Origin of the sequence: Streptomyces sp. S186 (assembly GCF_051603415.1) — a bacterium.
Classification (GTDB): Bacteria; Actinomycetota; Actinomycetes; order Streptomycetales; family Streptomycetaceae; genus Streptomyces.
On the sequence record NZ_CP193932.1, the window covers coordinates 7,777,346 to 7,793,557 of the forward strand.

Annotated in this window: 14 protein-coding genes and 1 riboswitch; of the genes, 5 read left to right on the forward strand and 9 right to left on the reverse strand. The window is 72.0% G+C overall.

Annotated features, from left to right (window positions below; genetic code table 11):
- Window positions 1-195 precede the first annotated feature (195 nt).
- The 3 genes from ACRAS8_RS33930 (at window position 196) to ACRAS8_RS33940 (ending at window position 4,590) form a co-directional block, all read left to right on the forward strand.
- Window positions 196-504: a hypothetical protein gene (locus tag ACRAS8_RS33930; protein ID WP_438489863.1), complete on the forward strand. Its 309-nt coding sequence runs from the start codon at window positions 196-198 to the stop codon at window positions 502-504.
- A 67-nt stretch (window positions 505-571) separates the two neighbouring features.
- A complete protein-coding gene (locus ACRAS8_RS33935; protein ID WP_438489864.1) occupies window positions 572-2,701 on the forward strand; it encodes a flavin monoamine oxidase family protein in 2,130 nt (709 codons plus the stop codon).
- A complete protein-coding gene (locus ACRAS8_RS33940) occupies window positions 2,698-4,590 on the forward strand; it encodes an alpha-keto acid decarboxylase family protein (protein WP_438489865.1) in 1,893 nt (630 codons plus the stop codon). Before ACRAS8_RS33935 ends, ACRAS8_RS33940 begins: the two co-directional genes overlap by 4 nt.
- Here the strand turns inward: ACRAS8_RS33940 and ACRAS8_RS33945 are convergent.
- From ACRAS8_RS33945 to ACRAS8_RS33955, 3 genes are all read right to left on the reverse strand, one after another.
- Complete coding sequence (locus ACRAS8_RS33945) at window positions 4,571-5,164, reverse strand: MarR family winged helix-turn-helix transcriptional regulator (protein ID WP_438489866.1); 594 nt, start codon at window positions 5,162-5,164, stop codon at window positions 4,571-4,573. The two genes, ACRAS8_RS33940 and ACRAS8_RS33945, sit on opposite strands and share 20 nt — an antisense overlap.
- 143 nt (window positions 5,165-5,307) lie before the next feature.
- A complete protein-coding gene (locus tag ACRAS8_RS33950; RefSeq protein ID WP_438489867.1) occupies window positions 5,308-6,207 on the reverse strand; it encodes a DUF4190 domain-containing protein in 900 nt (299 codons plus the stop codon).
- A 101-nt stretch (window positions 6,208-6,308) separates the two neighbouring features.
- The gene (locus ACRAS8_RS33955) at window positions 6,309-7,073 is read right to left on the reverse strand and encodes an AraC family transcriptional regulator (RefSeq protein ID WP_438489868.1); all 765 of its coding nucleotides are present in this window, start codon (window positions 7,071-7,073) and stop codon (window positions 6,309-6,311) included.
- Window positions 7,074-7,167: 94 nt separating this feature from the next.
- Here ACRAS8_RS33955 and ACRAS8_RS33960 point away from each other — a divergent pair, with 94 nt between their 5' ends.
- Complete coding sequence (locus ACRAS8_RS33960; RefSeq protein WP_438489869.1) at window positions 7,168-7,962, forward strand: TSUP family transporter; 795 nt, start codon at window positions 7,168-7,170, stop codon at window positions 7,960-7,962.
- Window positions 7,963-8,025: 63 nt separating this feature from the next.
- Here ACRAS8_RS33960 and metE read toward each other — a convergent pair whose 3' ends face one another.
- Window positions 8,026-10,344: a 5-methyltetrahydropteroyltriglutamate--homocysteine S-methyltransferase gene (metE, locus tag ACRAS8_RS33965; RefSeq protein WP_438489870.1), complete on the reverse strand. Its 2,319-nt coding sequence runs from the start codon at window positions 10,342-10,344 to the stop codon at window positions 8,026-8,028.
- A 164-nt stretch (window positions 10,345-10,508) separates the two neighbouring features.
- A riboswitch (cobalamin riboswitch) is annotated at window positions 10,509-10,730 on the reverse strand.
- Between the two features lie 110 nt (window positions 10,731-10,840).
- On the opposite strand from metE, the gene ACRAS8_RS33970 reads away from it, so the two are divergent.
- Window positions 10,841-11,767 (forward strand): phosphotransferase, encoded by a 927-nt coding sequence (locus tag ACRAS8_RS33970; protein ID WP_438489871.1) that lies wholly within the window; start codon window positions 10,841-10,843, stop codon window positions 11,765-11,767.
- A gap of 58 nt (window positions 11,768-11,825) precedes the next feature.
- Here ACRAS8_RS33970 and ACRAS8_RS33975 read toward each other — a convergent pair whose 3' ends face one another.
- The 5 genes from ACRAS8_RS33975 to ACRAS8_RS33995 all read right to left on the reverse strand — a co-directional run bounded on the left by ACRAS8_RS33975 (window position 11,826) and on the right by ACRAS8_RS33995 (window position 16,202).
- Complete coding sequence (locus tag ACRAS8_RS33975; RefSeq protein ID WP_438489872.1) at window positions 11,826-12,938, reverse strand: sensor histidine kinase; 1,113 nt, start codon at window positions 12,936-12,938, stop codon at window positions 11,826-11,828.
- Window positions 12,928-13,686 carry a response regulator transcription factor gene (locus ACRAS8_RS33980; protein WP_438489873.1) on the reverse strand — a complete coding sequence of 253 codons (759 nt, stop codon included), beginning with the start codon at window positions 13,684-13,686 and terminating at the stop codon, window positions 12,928-12,930. The genes ACRAS8_RS33975 and ACRAS8_RS33980 overlap by 11 nt, the downstream gene beginning before the upstream one ends.
- A gap of 147 nt (window positions 13,687-13,833) precedes the next feature.
- Window positions 13,834-14,463 carry a cytochrome b/b6 domain-containing protein gene (locus ACRAS8_RS33985; RefSeq protein ID WP_438489874.1) on the reverse strand — a complete coding sequence of 210 codons (630 nt, stop codon included), beginning with the start codon at window positions 14,461-14,463 and terminating at the stop codon, window positions 13,834-13,836.
- A complete protein-coding gene (locus ACRAS8_RS33990; RefSeq protein ID WP_438489875.1) occupies window positions 14,447-15,163 on the reverse strand; it encodes a molybdopterin-dependent oxidoreductase in 717 nt (238 codons plus the stop codon). The genes ACRAS8_RS33985 and ACRAS8_RS33990 overlap by 17 nt, the downstream gene beginning before the upstream one ends.
- 109 nt (window positions 15,164-15,272) lie before the next feature.
- Window positions 15,273-16,202: a LysR family transcriptional regulator gene (locus ACRAS8_RS33995; protein WP_438489876.1), complete on the reverse strand. Its 930-nt coding sequence runs from the start codon at window positions 16,200-16,202 to the stop codon at window positions 15,273-15,275.
- Window positions 16,203-16,212 lie beyond the last annotated feature (10 nt).

The following is a 16,212-nucleotide window of genomic DNA, read 5'->3' on the forward strand; positions in this document are numbered from 1 at the left end:
CGGTGAACCAGGTCCCCAGTGCCTGGTGAAGCCCCTCGCCTGTGGTGCCTGCCAGGCGACTCCTCGATCCGGCGTTGTGGCACCCGCACCGTGTAGAGCGGGTTGTCCGGCAGGTCGTGCAGGTCGAGCGGGTACGCACCGAACAGGAACCGCGGCGTCGGCCGGGGTGTGTCCCATCACCGAGGACGCGACGAGGTGCGGATGCAGGCCCGGCCGCAGGTCGGTGCCGGTGCCGGTGCGTTCGGCGACGGCCCCGGCCCGCAACATCTCGCCGCACAGGGCGGGTTCCGCGAGCAGCGTGCGCACGCCGGCCGTCCAGCGCGCCGGGTCCTCGACTCGGTGGCCGGCCGCCGCGGCATCCGGCGCGAACTGCGCCGGCACCGGCCGGGGTGCCGCGATCGCCTCGCCCGGTGGTTCCCGCCCGCCGCGTCCACGTTCGGCCCGCTGCACATGCGCACCGCCCCGTTCGGTGATGGGCTGGGGGCGCTGCCGTGCCGAAGCTGACTTCGGTATATGCCAGGCCGCCCCGCGCGGCCCCTCCACCCCTGCACGAGAACGGCTGAACCCTGGCATGAACGACCCCCACACCCCCTCCCGCGACGCCACCGCACGACCCCGCACCACCGCGATCGAGCGCGCGAACGAGCTGACCTACCAGCAGTTGGCCCGCGAACTGCTGCTGGTGGGCCCCGCGCCCGCCAACGAGGACCTCAAGCTGCGCTACCTCGACGTACTGATCGACAGCGGACTCCATCCCCCCGGCCCGCCCAAACGCATCCTGATCGTCGGGGCCGGGATCGCCGGCCTGGTCGCCGGGGACCTGCTGACCCGCGCCGGACACGACGTGACGATCCTGGAGGCCAACGCCAACCGCGTCGGCGGGCGGATCAAGACCTTCCACACCGCGAAGGGCCGGCCGTCGCCCTTCACCGACCCGGCGCAGTACGCGGAGGCCGGGGCGATGCGCCTGCCCAGCTTCCATCCGCTGACCCTCGCGCTCGTCGACAAGCTGGGCCTCAAACGGCGGCTGTTCTTCAACGTCGACGTCGATCCGGACACCGGCAACCAGCAGCCGCCCGTACCGCCGGTCGTCTACAAGTCCTTCAAGGATGACACGACCTGGACCAACGGCACACCCAACCCCGCCTTCAAGGAGCCGGACAAGCGCTACCACACCTGGATCCGCACCAACCGCGAACAGGTCCGGCGCGCCCAGTACGCCACCGACCCCTCCCGGCTCAACGAGGGCTTCCACCTCACCGGCTGCGAAACCCGGATGACCGTCGCCGACATGGTCAACCAGGCACTGGAACCGGTACGGGACTACTACTCCGTCAAGCAGCACGACGGAAAACGGGTCAACAAGCCCTTCGAGGAGTGGCTGGCGGGCTGGGCCGACGTCATCCGCGACTTCGACGGCTATTCGATGGGGCGCTTCCTCCGCGAGTACGCGGGATTCAGCGACGAGGCCGTCGAGGCGATCGGCACCATCGAGAACATGACGTCCCGGCTGCATCTGGCCTTCTTCCACAGCTTCCTGGGCCGCAGCGACATCGATCCCAACGCCACGTACTGGGAGATCGAGGGTGGCAGTCGCCGGCTGCCCGAAGCGCTCGCCAAGGAGCTGCGGGACCAGATCGTGATGGGCCAGCGGATGGTCCGCCTGGAGTACTACGACCCGGGCCGCGACGGCCACCACGGCGGACTCACCGGACCCGGCGGTCCTGCCGTCGCCATCGAGACCATCCCCGAGGGCGACCCCTACGCGGCCACCGAGACCTGGACCGGCGACCTGGCCATCGTCACCATCCCCTTCTCCAGCCTGCGGTTCGTCAAGGTCGCCCCGCCGTTCTCCTACAAGAAGCGCCGGGCCGTCATCGAGACCCACTACGACCAGGCGACCAAGGTGCTGCTGGAGTTCTCCCGGCGCTGGTGGGAGTTCACCGAAGCGGACTGGAAACGCGAGCTGGACGCCATCGCCCCCGGCCTCTACGAGTACTACCAGCAGTGGGGCGAGGACGAGGCGGAGGCCGCGCTGTCCCTGCCGCAGAGCCTGCGGAAGCTGCGCACCGGGCTGCTCGGCGCCCACCCGAGCGTGGACGAGACCCGGATCAGCGAGGAGCAGGTGGAGTACCACCAGCGCTCCCATCTGCGCGGCGGAGTGCGGCCGGCCACCCACGCCCACGGCGGCGGCTCCACCACGGACAACCCCAACCGCTTCATGTACTTCCCCTCCCACCCCGTGCCGGACAGCGAGGGCGGCGTGGTGCTGGCCGCCTACTCCTGGTCCGACGACGCCGCCCGCTGGGACTCCTTCGACGACGCCGAGCGCTACGGCTACGCCCTGGAGAACCTCCAGGCGGTGCACGGCCGCCGGATCGAGGTGTTCTTCACCGGCGCCGGCCAGACCCAGAGCTGGCTGCGCGACCCGTACGCCTGCGGCGAGGCGGCGGTCTACACCCCGCACCAGATGACCAGCTTCCACCTGGACGTCGTCCGGCCCGAGGGACCGGTCTACTTCGCCGGCGAGCACATCTCGCTCAAACACGCCTGGATCGAGGGCGCGATCGAGACCGCCGTCCGGGCCGCCATCGCCGTCAACGAGGCGCCCGCACCGGAAGCCGGCATCACCACCGCCGACGGCCACCGCGCGGCCACCGCGTCAACGGAGCCCACCCGAGAGAAAGCGCTGACCCGATGACCAGCAACGACACCTGCACCGTCGCCGAATACCTGGCCGTCCGCCTGGAACAGCTCGGCATCACCCACCTGTTCGGCGTGCCCGGCAACCACCTGGGACCGTTCCTGTCGACCCTGCACGAGAAGACCAAGGTCCGCTGGGTCGGCACACCCACCGAGGGCGGCGCCGGCCAGGCAGCGGACGCCTACACCCGGGTCAAGGTCGCCGACGCCCGCACCGCACAGGGCGAACAGGGCATCGGCGCGGTCGCCGTCACCTACGGCGTCGGCGCGTTCAACCTGCTCAACGCCATCGGCGGCGGCTACACCGAATACATCCCGCTGATCGCCATCAACGGCGCCCCCACCTACGAACAGTGGCTCAACCAACAGGCGATCGGCCTGCTCACCTCGCACATGTCGCAGCGCCCGGAGAGCAACCTCGACGTCTACCGGCAGGTCACGGTCGACGCCCAGGTGATCTCCAACCCCGGACTGGCCCCCAGCCAGATCGACAGCGCGATCACCGCGTGCCTGACCCACCGCAGACCGGTCTACCTGGAGTTCATGGAGGATGTCTGGGAGGCCCGCTGCCCGGCACCGCAGGGCCGCCTGGCACGGCGCGAGCGCCCCCTCACCCCGCGCAACGCGAAGATGCTCGACGCCGCGGTCCAGGCATGCCTGCAACTGGTGCGGGAACACGACTACAACCCGATCCTGTGGGCCGGCGAGGAGATCGACCGCTTCAACCTGGCCGACGAGTTCGAGAAGCTGGTGCGCGCCACCGGCATCCCGTACTGCACCACCATCGGCGCCAAGTCCGTCATCTCCGAGGACACCCCCGGCTTCTCCGGCGTCTACAACGGCAAGGCCAGCAACCCGGACGTGGCGTCGATGTTCCACAACGCCGGCTGCCGCATCGGACTGGGCACCTGGGCGACGTCGAAGAACCTCGGCGGCGTCCGCTCGATCGGCGCCGACTGGGCGGTCGCCGCCCACCAAGGCGTGCACGTCGGCGCCTCATACTTCCCCGACGTCCAACTCGCCGAGTTCATCCCGGCGTTGCGGGACGCCTTCGTCGAGGCGTTCGGCACCGGCCACTTCACGGCCGACTACTACGCCCAGGCACACGAGGCCGGCCTGGACGTCCCCGACAGCGTCGCCGCCTTCCTGGAGACCCTCACCGGCGGCTCGTACCCCGAGAGCCCCACCTACGACAGCTTCTTCCGGCACGTCAACGCGTTCCTGAAGTCGCAGGTCAGCGAGGAGGACGGACGGCGCACCACCCCGTTCACCGTGATCAGCGACGCCGCGTTCGCCCTCATCGCCTCGATGAACCTGCGGATGCCCGAACGTGCCTCCTTCGTCGCCCAGAACAGCTGGCTGTCCATCGGCTACTCGGTCGGCTTCGCCACCGGCGTCGGCCTGGGCCGCCTGCGGGCGGGCAAGCGGCCGATGGTCTTCGTCGGCGACGGCTCGTTCCAGGAGACCTGCCAGGAGATGTCCACCCACGTCCGGCAGGGCCTGAAACCCGTGGTCTTCGTCCTCGACAACGAGGGCTTCTACGGCATCGAGCAGATGCTGGTCCACCCCTGCTACTACAAGGCGGACGGCACACCGTCCTCCGACGGCGCCGACTTCTACAACGACCTCCACCCCTGGCGGTACGAGAAGCTCGCCGAGGTCTTCGGCGACGACAAGCACCCGATGCACGGCGTCAGCATCACCAGCCACCAGCAACTCACCGACCTCTTCAAGAAGATCAGCGAACCCACCGACCCCGTCAACCGCGGCCCGATCGTGGTACGGGTGGCCCTCGCACGGAGCGACTACCCCGAGGCGCTCAAGTACAAGATCCAGGAGAACTGCCCGCCCCCGGTCGGCGCACCCCTCAAGGCGAAGACGGGCTGAGCCCGGTCCTGGGCCGGCGTCCGCTGCGGCGGGGCGCCGGCTCCGCGCCGTCCAGCAGCTCCGTCCGCCGCTCCTCGCCGTGCGTCTCGACCTGCACCACGATCCGGCGCAGCAGCTCCGCCGTCCGCCGGCACTCGTCCGCGTCGAGCGCTTCGGTGACGAACACCTCCTCCGCGTTGAACTGCGGGAACAGACGGTGCATCAGCGTCTCGCCGCCCTCGGTCAGGCTGAGCAGCACCAGGCGGCCGTCCTCGGGGTGGCCGGTCCGCCGGACCAGCCCACGGGATTCCAGGGTGCGGGCGACGCCGGTCAGGGTGCCCTTAGAGATACCGGCCTCCTCGGCGACGTAACGGGTCTCCGACTCGCCCCAGATCCAGATCACCCACAGCACGACGAACGCCGTCCACGTCAGATCCGCCCCGCGCAGCACGGAGTTCTCCAGATGCTGCCGAACGGTCGCGGCCGCCCGGTAGAGGGTGGCCACCACCGCCATCTGGTCATGTCCGATCGGGACGCCACCGAGCCTGGCCTCGACGGACTTCTCGGCCTCGGTGAGGGAACGCTGGCCTGGCACGGGCCCTCCTACGGTCGCCGGTGTACGGCCCGGCCGCGCACCCGACAGTCCGCGACCGTTCGGAGCCAAATTGTAGGTGGGCCGGACGCCGGGAGACGTCCGGCCCACGCTCCGCCGGTGCGGGATTCAGGCGTTTGCGCGCCTCAGGAGGCGGGCCCGCTCCAGTAGGCGTCGTCCCAGCGCAGTGAGTCCGGACTGAACTCGATCTCGACCCGCTCGGCGGCCTCCGGCCGCAGCGAGAAGGCGTACTTGCCGACGGCCGTCTTCCCTGGCTGGACGGCGTCGGTGAGGACCTTCTGACGGCCGCTGCCGTCGATCACCAGCTGCGCCGAGTCCCCGTCGGCGTCCTTGACGTCGGGGATACCGGTCTCGACGCCGACCGGCCGGGAACCGGTGTTCACCACGGTCACCGTGATCTCGACGGCCTTGTTGCCCTTGGCATGCCCGTTGGCGTACGCGTCCGGGGTGAACGGGGCCGGCTTGGCGATCGTGACCTTCAGACCGTTGCCGAAGGTGTACGCCTCACCGAAGGAGAGATGCCGCTTCTCCTCCTCGGCCGCCGCCGACGCCTCGGCGGCCTTCTCCTTCTTGACCTTCGTGCGTGCGTCGTCGACGACGTGCTTGACCATCACCACGGTGAACACCGCGCTGCCGGCGGCGAGCAGCACACCCACGATGCCCAGGACGAGACCGCTGAGTGCCATGGACTTGTTGGTGGCGCGGCCCTTGCGTGCCTGGCTCATCCCCACCGCGCCGAAGATCACGGCCAGCACGGCGGGCAGCCACGAGAGCCAGAACAGGAAGATCAAGAGGCCCAGAACGACCCCGACCAGGCCGAGGATCAGGGCGGTGATACCCATGCCGTTGGTGGGACGGCCGGCCGGCACCGGCGGGTACGCGGCCGGATACGTCGGCGCGTGCATGGCCGGGGGCGCGGGGCGGGGCACGTCGACCGCGTCGGGCGACGGCGGAGCCCACGGGTCGTGCTCCGGTGTCTGGCGATCCGCGGTCGTGGAACCGTCGGGTGGGGTGGGCGTAGTCATGCGGATCCTTCACGCGCGTCGCTGAACAGGAAGATTACCAAGCATTTTCCGTATTTATTACCTCTCGCGGTCACCGGGGGGCGGCACTGCCCTGCCCCGCACTAGGAGGACGTGGTGAAGCGGGACGGCGGCAGGCCGAAGGCGCGGGTGAAGGCGGCGGTGAACGCGGCGGGGGAGGCGTAGCCGAGGCGGCCGGCGACCTCGCTGACGGACGCCGTACGCAGCAGCGGCACGGCCGCGAGCAGGCGGGCCCGCGACCGCCAGACAGCGGGGCTCTCGCCGGTCTCCGCCCGGAACCGGCGGGTGAAGGCCCGCTCGCTCATGGCCGCCCGGCCGGCCCACGCGGCGTTGGTGACGCCCACGTCCGGGGCGGCCAGATAGGTGCGGCAGAGCGCCGCCAGATCGCCGGAGGAGGGAATCGCGACATGGAACGGCAGCGGGGTGCGCGCGGCGATCTCGTACAGGAGCAGCGAGGCGATGCACCCTTCCCGGCCGGACAGGCGGTAGTCGGCCTCGAACTCCACGGCGCTCAGCAGCAGTTCGCGCAGCAGCGCGGGCACGTCCACGACGGTGCAGCTGACCGGCCACCAGGGGACCGCCGCCGGCTCGATGTACAGGCTCCGGGTGCTCACGCCCAGCATGCGGACCCGATGCCGGGTGGCGGCCGGAATCAGCACGGCCCGCTCGGGCGGAACCGTCCAGGTGCCCTCGGCGGTGTCGACGACCATCACGCCGGTGGCGCCGTAGAGGAACTGTGCGCGCCGGTGCTCGTGCCAGTCCAGCACATGCCCGGAGGGGTAGTCGGTGCCGATCGGCAGCACCGCCCGGTCGACGTGGTCGACGGCGTCCAAGGCGATGTTTCTCACCCAGGCACTGTACTGGCCGAGATGCGAAGAAACGATGCCGATCTTCGCATGCGGGCGGATCGGGGGAGCTGGTGGAGTGGGTCCCGTGGACGTGATGGCATTGATCGGGATCGGGCTCGTCACCGGGGTGACGACCGTGTTGTTCGGGTTCGGCGGCGGGTTCGTCGCGGTCCCGGTGGTGGTGTGGGCGGACGCCGCGCTCGGCGCGGACGCGATGCGGGTGGCCACCGCCACCTCGGCCCTGGTGATGGTGGTGAACGCGGGCTTCGCCACGGCCGTCACACCACGCCGGGTGCTGGGCGCCCTGCGGGGCAGCGGTGTGCTGCTGCTCCTGCTGGCGGCCGGCGCGGCAACGGGCGCCCTCGCCACCCGACTTGCCCCCGCCGCCCTGGTCCGCTGGGCGTTCGTCGGATACCTGGCGCTCACCCTCGTCGATCTGCTGCTGCGGCCCGGCTTCCTGCGCCCGCGCGCACCCGCCGGGACGACCCCCGCCGTACCTCGGCCGATACCGTCCCTGCTCGGTGTGCCCATCGGCGCGATCGCCGCCTTCCTCGGCGTGGGCGGCAGCGTCATGACGGTGCCCGCGGCGCGGCGAGCCGGGCACACCATGCAGACGGCGACGGCCCTGGCCAACCCGCTCACCGTGGCCATCGCCCTCCCGGCCACCGCGGTCTCTCTGGGCGCGGCCGCGCTCCCGCCCGCGAGCGCCGCGCACGTGCACCTGGTCGGCCTCGTCGACGTCGGCGCCGCCGCGGCGCTGCTCCTGGGCGCACTGCCGGTCATCGCCGTACTGCGCCGCCGCCCGCCGCGGATCCCGGACCGCCTCTACGCCCGTGCGTACGTCGGCCTGCTCGCACTGGTGGCGGTGGCGATGCTGCTGTCGGGGTAGGCGCGCGTACGGTGCCCGGGGAAGGGGCACGGTCGCCCCTTCCCCGGCCCGCACCCGCGGGGTTCAGGAGGCGGAGAGCTCCGCCCGGACCGTACGGGCGGCGGCGACCAGGCTCTCCAGGGAGGCGCGGGTCTCCGGCCAGTCACGGGTCTTCAGACCGCAGTCCGGGTTGACCCACAGCCGCTCGGCGGGAATGGCCTCAAGTCCCCTGCGGAGCAGGGCCGCGGCCTCCTGCGCGCTGGGCACGCGCGGGGAGTGGATGTCGTAGACACCCGGCCCCGCCTCGCGCGGATAGCCGTGCGCGGCCAGTTCGCGCGCTACCTGCATATGGGAGCGGGCGGCCTCCAGGCTGATGACATCGGCGTCGAGGTCGTCGATGGCCCGGACGATGTCACCGAACTCGGCGTAGCACATATGGGTGTGGATCTGGGTGTCCGGCCGGACCCCGCCGGTGGTCAGCCGGAACGCCTCCGTCGCCCACGCCAGGTAGGCCGGGCGGTCGGCGGCGCGCAGCGGCAGGGTCTCCCGCAGCGCCGGCTCGTCCACCTGGATCACCGAAGTGCCCGCCGCCTCCAGGTCGTTGACCTCGTCGCGCAGGGCGAGGGCCACCTGCCGGGCGGTGTCGCCGAGCGGCTGGTCGTCGCGGACGAAGGACCAGGCGAGCATCGTCACCGGGCCGGTGAGCATGCCCTTGACGGGCCGGCCGGTCAGGGACCGGGCGTACGCCGTCCAGCGGACCGTCATCGGCGACGGGCGGGAGATGTCACCGGCCAGGATCGGCGGGCGGACGTAGCGGGTGCCGTAGGACTGCACCCAGCCGTGCTGGGTGGCGAGGTAGCCGGTCAGCTGCTCGGCGAAGTACTGGACCATGTCGTTGCGTTCGGGCTCGCCGTGCACCAGCACGTCCAGGCCGGCCTTCTCCTGGAACGAGATCACCGCCTGGATCTCGGCCCTGATGCGCTCCTCGTAGCCGGCCGTGTCGATCCGGCCCGCGCGCAGATCGGCCCGCGCGGCCCGCAGTTCGTCGGTCTGCGGGAAGGAGCCGATGGTCGTGGTCGGCAGCAGCGGCAGACCCAGGTGCGCGCGCTGGGCGGCGGCCCGCTCGCCGTACGGCTGGGAGCGGCGGGTGTCGGCCTCCGTGACGGCGGCGGCCCGGGCCCGGACGGCAGGGTCGTGGGTGATCGGCGAGGCCGTACGGGAGGCCAGATCGGCCCGGTTGGCGGCCAGCTCGGCGGCGATCGTGTCGGTGCCCCGGGCGAGGCCCCTGGCGAGGGTGACGGCCTCCGCGGTCTTCTGCTGTGCGAAGGCCAGCCAGCGCAGGATCTGCGGCTCGATGTCCCGCTCGGCCGCCGCGTCCAGCGGCACATGGAGCAGCGAGCAGGAGGCCGACACATCGACCCGGTCGGCCAGCCCGAGCAGGGTGCCCAGCGTGGACAGCGACTTCTCCAGGTCGTTGACCCAGATGTTGCGGCCGTTGACCACCCCCGCGACCAGGCGCTTGCCCGGCAGTCCGCCGACGGCGGCGAGGTCGTCCAGGTTGGCGGCGGCGGCCTCGGTGAAGTCCAGCGCGAGCCCGTCCACGGGTGCCTTGGCCAGCACCGGCAGGGCCGCGCCGAGCCGGTCGAAGTACGAGGCGACCAGCAGCTTCGGGCGGTTGGTGAGGGCACCGAGGTCGCGGTAGGCGCGCTCGGCGGCGTTCAGTTCGGCGGGCGTGCGGTCCTGGACGAGCGCCGGCTCGTCGAGCTGCACCCACTCGGCGCCGGCCGCCCGCAGATCGGCGAGGACCTCGGCGTACACCGGCAGCAGCCGGTCCAGCAGGGTCAGCGGGTCGAAGTCCGCGGGCACGCCCGGCGCGGGCTTGGCGAGCAGGAGGTAGGTGACCGGGCCGACGAGCACGGGCCGAGCGGTGAGGCCGAGCGCGAGCGCCTCGGCCAGCTCCGCGACCTGCTTGGTCGAGTCGGCCGTGAACACGGTGTCCGGGCCCAGTTCCGGCACCAGGTAGTGGTAGTTCGTGTCGAACCACTTGGTCATCTCCAGCGGCGCCACGTCCTGCGTGCCGCGCGCCATGGCGAAGTAGCCGTCCAGGGCGTCGGTCGCCACGGCGGCGCGGTGCCGCGCGGGGATCGCCCCCACCATGACGGTGGTGTCGAGGACGTGGTCGTAGTACGAGAAGTCACCGGTCGGCACCTCGTGGATGCCGGCCTCGGCGAGCTGCCGCCAGTGGGTGCGGCGCAGTTCGGCGGCCGCGGCGCGGAGGGCGTCCGCGGTGACGCGGCCCTTCCAGTAGCCCTCGACGGCCTTCTTGAGTTCCCGGCGGCGGCCCTGGCGGGGGTAGCCGTACACGGTGGCCCGTGCTGCCGCGACTGCGGACTTGGTGGTCACGGAGATCTCCTTCGCGAGATGAATCCCTGAGATCCCGGGGACCGGACGAGAGCGCGAAGGGCGACGAACCGGGCGGTGTGAGCGTGCACGGCGAGGCACGACCGTCCGCCTGGTATGAACGCCGACCCGCCCTCGAGGTCACCGGGATGTCCGCGCACGAGTCGTTCGCACACGGGCAGATGGCAGGTCTTCGGACTCGCGGGCACGTCCTCACCTACCAGGACACCTACTGGCCGTCGCTTCCCGGACCCGTACCTCGGGTCCAGTGCGTATGACGGCGGTCGTTCCCACTCACCGCTGCGGGGCAGTCCCGGATTCCCACCGGGTTCCCTCTTACGACGCTCCCGCCTGGCTTGACGGGGCGAACCAGCTGCACCGGCCAGCTTAGAGGGTGCGGGGGCCCGATGGGGCGTCGAGTCCACGATCCGGAAGGACCCGGCAGCCTCCGGCGGAAATTCGGGTGCCCGGGGCACCGCACTGTGATGGGGTCGATGCCATGCGCTCCCGCCCGCCTTCCCTCAGCGACGACGTCATCGCAGCCACGGTCGCCGGACACTGGCTGTCCGAGAACGCGCGGATCACCGAGGCCGGCTATCTCCCCTGGGGATTCGGCGCCCATCACTGGCGGATCTCCGGCGGCGGCACGACGCTGTTCGTCACCCTGGACCAGTTGGCGCCCCGGCACACCGCGGCCTCGCTGGAAGCGGCCTATGCGGGGGCCGCCGCGCTGGCCGCCGGCGGACTGGCTGCGGTGTGCGCACCGCTGCCGCACCGATCCGGCCGGTTCACCGTCGCCGTCGCGGGCGGCGCCCTGAGCGTGACGCCGTGGCTGGACGGGCACCCGCCGACCGAAGCGGAGGCCCGCGAGCCCGCCCACCTCGGCCAAGTCACCGACGCCCTGGCCGCGTTGCACGGCACCGAGCCGCCGAAGGGCCTGCCTGTCTGGGCCCCGCAGGTCGGCCCTGCGTTCGCCGACGAGGTGCGGGCCCGCACCGCCCGGCCATGGATGACCGGCCCGCTCGGCGAGGAGGCACGGCACGCGCTTGCCGAGCGCGTCGACGCCATCCGGCACTGGACGGCGCGCTATCACCTGCTGGCCGAGAGCGCGCTCGCCCACCGCGACCATTGGGTGCCGACCCACGGCGAGCCGCACTACGCCAACCAACTCGTCGGCCCCTGCGGGCTGCGGCTGGTCGACTGGGAATCGCTGGCCATCGCCCCGCGCGAGCGGGACTACGGCGATCTCCTCGCCGCCGGCGCCGAGGTGCCGCACGATCCGGCGCTGCTGGAGCTGTTCGCCCTCGACTGGCGGCTGTCCGAGATCGCCGCGTACACCCACTGGTTCGCCGGGCCCCACGTCGGCAACGACGACGACCACACGGCGCTGGAGGGATTGCGGGAGGAGCTGTCCGTCCCCGACTGAGGGTCCGTCCCCGACTGAGCCGGATCAGGGCGGCCGGCGGATGCCTGGCCCGTGCGGCTCAGCCCGCCGCCGGCAGATGGACCTCGAAGCGGCACCCGCCAGGCACGTTGCGCACCGCCGCGCGGCCCTGGTGAGCCTCGACGATGCCACGGACGATGGCCAGGCCCAGGCCCGCGCCGGCGGGCGGGGTCCGGGCGTCGGTGCCGCGCCAGCCGGTGTCGAAGACCCGGGGCAGGTCCTCCGCGGGGATCCCGCCGCAGCCGTCGGTGACGGACAGCACCACACCGGCGTCCCGCCGACGGGCGGAGACCGCGACGGTGCCGTCGGCAGGGGTCCGGCGGATGGCGTTGACCAGCAGATTGGCCAGCACCCGGGACATCTCGCGGCCGTCGACCTCGACCGGCACCCGTTCGACGCCGTCCCCGACGAGCCGTACGCCGTGTTCCCTGGCCAGCGCGTCGGCGCCGGCGATCGCGTCGCCCACGAGGTCGTAGACCGACATACGGGTCGGGGACAGGCACAGGACCCCGGCCTGGATGCGGGAGAGTTCGAACAGGTCGCCGACCATGGTGCCCATCCGCTCGACCTCGGTGCGGATCCGGGTGTGATAGACGCGCGGGTCCGCCACCACGCCGTCCTCCAGCGCCTCGGCCATCGCCTGCAACCCGGCCAGGGGAGTGCGCAGGTCATGGGAAATCCAGGCAACCAGTTCCCGGCGGGAGGACTCCAGGGCCCGCTCGCGTTCCCTGGACGCGGTGAGCCTGGCACTGGTGGCGGCCAACTCCCGGCTCAGTTCGGCGAGTTCGGCCGTCGGTGCGGTGGCGGGCGGCGTGAAGCGGCCGTCGTCGCCCAGTGCGCGGGCGGCCTCGGCCAGCGCGCGGCTGCCCCGGACGACACCGCGCCCGAGGACGAGGGCCACCGCCAGGGACACCAGCGCCGCCATGGCGCACACCGTCGTCACCACCCACAGGTCGTGCTCGGACAGCAGCATCGCCCAGGACACCAACAGCGTCCCGGCCAGCATCGCCGCCACCGTGACGGCCGCGACCACGGCCAGGGACAGGGTGACCGAGCGGTTCCGCAGCAACCGCAGGGCGGCCGTCCCGACCAGCCCGGCGGCGGCCGCGCCGGCCGCCGCGTACAGCGCGATGAGCAGCGCGTCACCGAGCATCGCCGGCTCCGTCTCTTTCTCCTTCTCCGTCGTTCTCCGTGATGCTCGGGCCAGGCGCGGGAGCGTCCAGGCGGTAGCCCACGCCCCACACCGTGCTGATCAGCCGGGGCCGGGCCGGGTCGTCCTCGACCTTCTCCCGCAGCCGCCGCACATGGACGGTCACCGTGGACAGATCGCCGAACTCCCAGCCCCACACCCGGCGCATCAGCTCCTCCCGGCTCGTCGCCCGCCCCGGATTCCGCAGGAAGAACTCCAACAGGTCGAACTCCCGGATGGTCAGGGCGAGTTCGGTGCCGTGGCGGGTGGCGCGCCGGGCGGCCGGGTTCAGGGCGAGCGGACCGGCCCGCAGCCATGACTCCGCCGTCGCGCCCCCGGCCGCGGTCGGCGTGCCTGCCCGGCGCAGTACGGACTCCACCCGCAGCACGAGCTCGCGCGGGCTGAAGGGCTTGGTGACATAGTCGTCCGCCCCGAACTCCAGGCCCAGGATGCGGTCCTCCTCGTCGCCGCGCGCGGTCAGCATGATGACCGGGAGCGGGCCCCGCGCACGCAGGCGGCGGCAGACCTCCAGTCCGTCCATCCCCGGCAGCATCAGGTCCAGTACCACCAGGTCGGGCGGTCGTGCCGCGGCGCGGGCCACGGCGGCCGGGCCGTCGGCGCTCACCTCGACCGCGAAGCCCGCCCGGTGGAGATAGCCGGCCACGACCTCGGAGACGGTGGGGTCGTCGTCCACGACGAGTACGCGTTTCACCCCACCGAGTCTGGCACCCCGCTGCGGCCGCCGACCGCGGCGGTCCAGGGGCGCCAGCGTTCCGTAAGTGTTCCGTAAGGCCACCAAGTCCCTTATATCGTTTTTGTCTTCGCAAGCCGGTGCGTGGTACCGCACCCGCCGCCCAGGTCAGGACTCCCGCTCCCACAAGGCATGTTCCCGCCTGGCCCAGGCACGCGAGACGTAGCCGGTACGCAGCCCGCGGCGAGCCTCCGCGTCGCGGGCCGCCATCCCGATGTGACCGACGACGAGGACGCCGATGAGCAGGGCGATCCAGTCGTGGACGAAGGTTGCCCCCGTCCGCCAGAGCACCGGCACCAGGCCCGGGAACCACAGCACCAGCCCGGTGCCGATCATGACGAGCGCCGCCCCGGCGAGCAACGCCGCGTACAGCTTCTGCCCGGCGTTGAACTTGCCCGCCGGACGCCGACGGCCACGCAGCGCCGCGCGCACCCAGCCGCGATCATGCTGACCGAACCGGTTCAGCCGGCCCAGATCCGCCCGCAAGGCCCGCGACACCAACCCCACCAGCAGCGGCACCGGCAACGCCAGCCCCGCCCACTCGTGCAGGCCGACCACCAGCCTGCGACGGCCCACGAGCTCCGCCAGCGAGGGCACATACAGACAGGCAGCCGTGACCAGCATGACGCCCATCAGCGCCGCCGTTCCCCAGTGCACCCACCGCTCCACCGCGGTGAACCTCCGCAACACCGGCTCCTCGCCGCGCGTCGCGGCCGCACGCTCAGTCGATACCGGCATCGTCCCGCCCGTTCGACCTGCCGACCCAGGCATCCACCTCGTACCCATGCTGCTCCCAATAGCCGGGCTGCACCCGATCGGTGACCGTGATGCCGGACAGCCACTTGGCCGACTTGTAGAAGTACATCGGCGCCGCGTACAGCCGGACCGGGCCGCCGTGCGCATCGGTCACCGGCCGGTCGTCCATCGCATAGGCGACCAGCATGTCCGGACGCCGGGCCTGCTCCAGGGTGAGGCTCTCGCTGTACACCCCGTCGAAACAGGTGAAGCGCACCGCCCTGGCCTGCGGTTTCACCCCCGCCGCAGCGAGCAGACGGGACAGCAGCACCCCGGTGAACGGCGTCCTCGGCACCCGCCACCCCGTGACACACTGCACGTCCTTCACCAGGCGGGTACGCGGCAGGCCCTGGAGCTCCGCCAGTGTGTACGTCCTCGGACGCGCCACGAGCCCGTCCACGGTGAGCCGGTAGTCGGCCGCGGTCCGGCGCGGAACCGACGACGCCACCGAGTAGTACCGAAAGCCACCGGAGCCGGGCAACAGCCCCGTGACACCGGTGGGATCCTTGTCGCGCACGCCCGCGAGCGCTCCGTTGATGCCGTCCTGCAGCGGTGCCCCCAGCGCCACACCCGCGGCACCGAGCCCGAGCATCCCCAGCACCAACCGCCGACCGACGGGCCTGTCCTGCCGTTCACTGACCATGCGCCCAGCAGAGCACCACCCCCGGCGCTTCGCCCACCCCGCACGCCCCACCGTCAGCGCTTCGTAAGACCCGGCCCCACACCGACGGCGCGGGTGCGCGGCCCCGCCCCTACGGTGTCGTGCTTCCGGGAGAGCCGCTGTCGTCCTGCACCGGTGGAGCCGGCACCGCGGCTGCCAGGCGGTCGCGGAACCAACGGTGGCCTGGATCGGATGAGTTGCGCGGGTGCCAGGCCATACCGAGATCGAGGGGTTCCAGGGCGAGTGGGATGGGGAAGGTGCGCAGGCCCAGTGCGGCGATGGTGTCGGGAAGCCAGTCGGCCAGGGTCAGCGCGACCAGGTCGGTGTCCCGGGCGAGAATCATCGCGCTGGTGTGACTGGGGACGACGACCGCGACCCGGCGCCGCAGCCCGCGCTCCGCGAGTGCGTTGTCGATGGGGCCGAGGCGTTTGCCGTGCCGGGAGATGCCGATGTGGTCGACCGCGGCGAAGCGACGGGCGTCGATCCGCTTGCGGAAGAGAGGATGGCCCTCGCGGGCGACGCCGACCAGTCTCATCCGGGTGAGTGGCCGGGCCCGGGTCTCCGGATCCAGGTGTCCCAGGACACCCAACTCGATGTCCACCCAGCCCTGCCGCAGAGCAGGGCCGCCCTCCATCGCCTCCGGCAGAAAGACCACATCGACGTGCGGGGCCTCGGCGTGGATCCGCTCCGTCAGCGGCCCGGCCAGCCCCGCCAGCAGCAGATCGGTGGCCTGCACGGTGAAGGTGCGTTGGAGGTGCACCGGGTCGAATCCCGCTCCGGGCCGTAGGACGTTGTCGCAGTGGCGCAGCAACGCGCCGACTTCGTCCCGGAGTTCCACGGCTCGCGGGGTGGGGACCATCTGCTGACCCGCGCGGACCAGCAGCGGGTCGCCGACGGCCCGGCGGAGCCGGGCCAGGGTCCGGCTGACCGCGGCGGGGGAAGTGCCCAGTCGCTCGGCGGCACGGGTGACGCTGTTCTCCTGGAGCAGGGCGTCCAGGACACGCAGCAGGTTGAGATCCATCGTCGCTCCT

What these genes read in the sequence shown, in the direction of transcription:
- ACRAS8_RS33940 (WP_438489865.1), top strand. Translation starts at nt 2,698, where the DNA reads ATGACCAGCAACGACACCTGCACCGTCGCCGAATACCTGGCCGTCCGC.
- ACRAS8_RS33935 (WP_438489864.1), top strand. Translation starts at nt 572, where the DNA reads ATGAACGACCCCCACACCCCCTCCCGCGACGCCACCGCACGACCCCGC.
- ACRAS8_RS33990 (WP_438489875.1), bottom strand. Translation starts at nt 15,163, where the DNA reads ATGGTCAGTGAACGGCAGGACAGGCCCGTCGGTCGGCGGTTGGTGCTG.
- ACRAS8_RS33950 (WP_438489867.1), bottom strand. Translation starts at nt 6,207, where the DNA reads ATGACTACGCCCACCCCACCCGACGGTTCCACGACCGCGGATCGCCAG.
- ACRAS8_RS33975 (WP_438489872.1), bottom strand. Translation starts at nt 12,938, where the DNA reads ATGCTCGGTGACGCGCTGCTCATCGCGCTGTACGCGGCGGCCGGCGCG.
- ACRAS8_RS33960 (WP_438489869.1), top strand. Translation starts at nt 7,168, where the DNA reads ATGGCATTGATCGGGATCGGGCTCGTCACCGGGGTGACGACCGTGTTG.
- ACRAS8_RS33985 (WP_438489874.1), bottom strand. Translation starts at nt 14,463, where the DNA reads ATGCCGGTATCGACTGAGCGTGCGGCCGCGACGCGCGGCGAGGAGCCG.
- ACRAS8_RS33995 (WP_438489876.1), bottom strand. Translation starts at nt 16,202, where the DNA reads ATGGATCTCAACCTGCTGCGTGTCCTGGACGCCCTGCTCCAGGAGAAC.
- ACRAS8_RS33970 (WP_438489871.1), top strand. Translation starts at nt 10,841, where the DNA reads ATGCGCTCCCGCCCGCCTTCCCTCAGCGACGACGTCATCGCAGCCACG.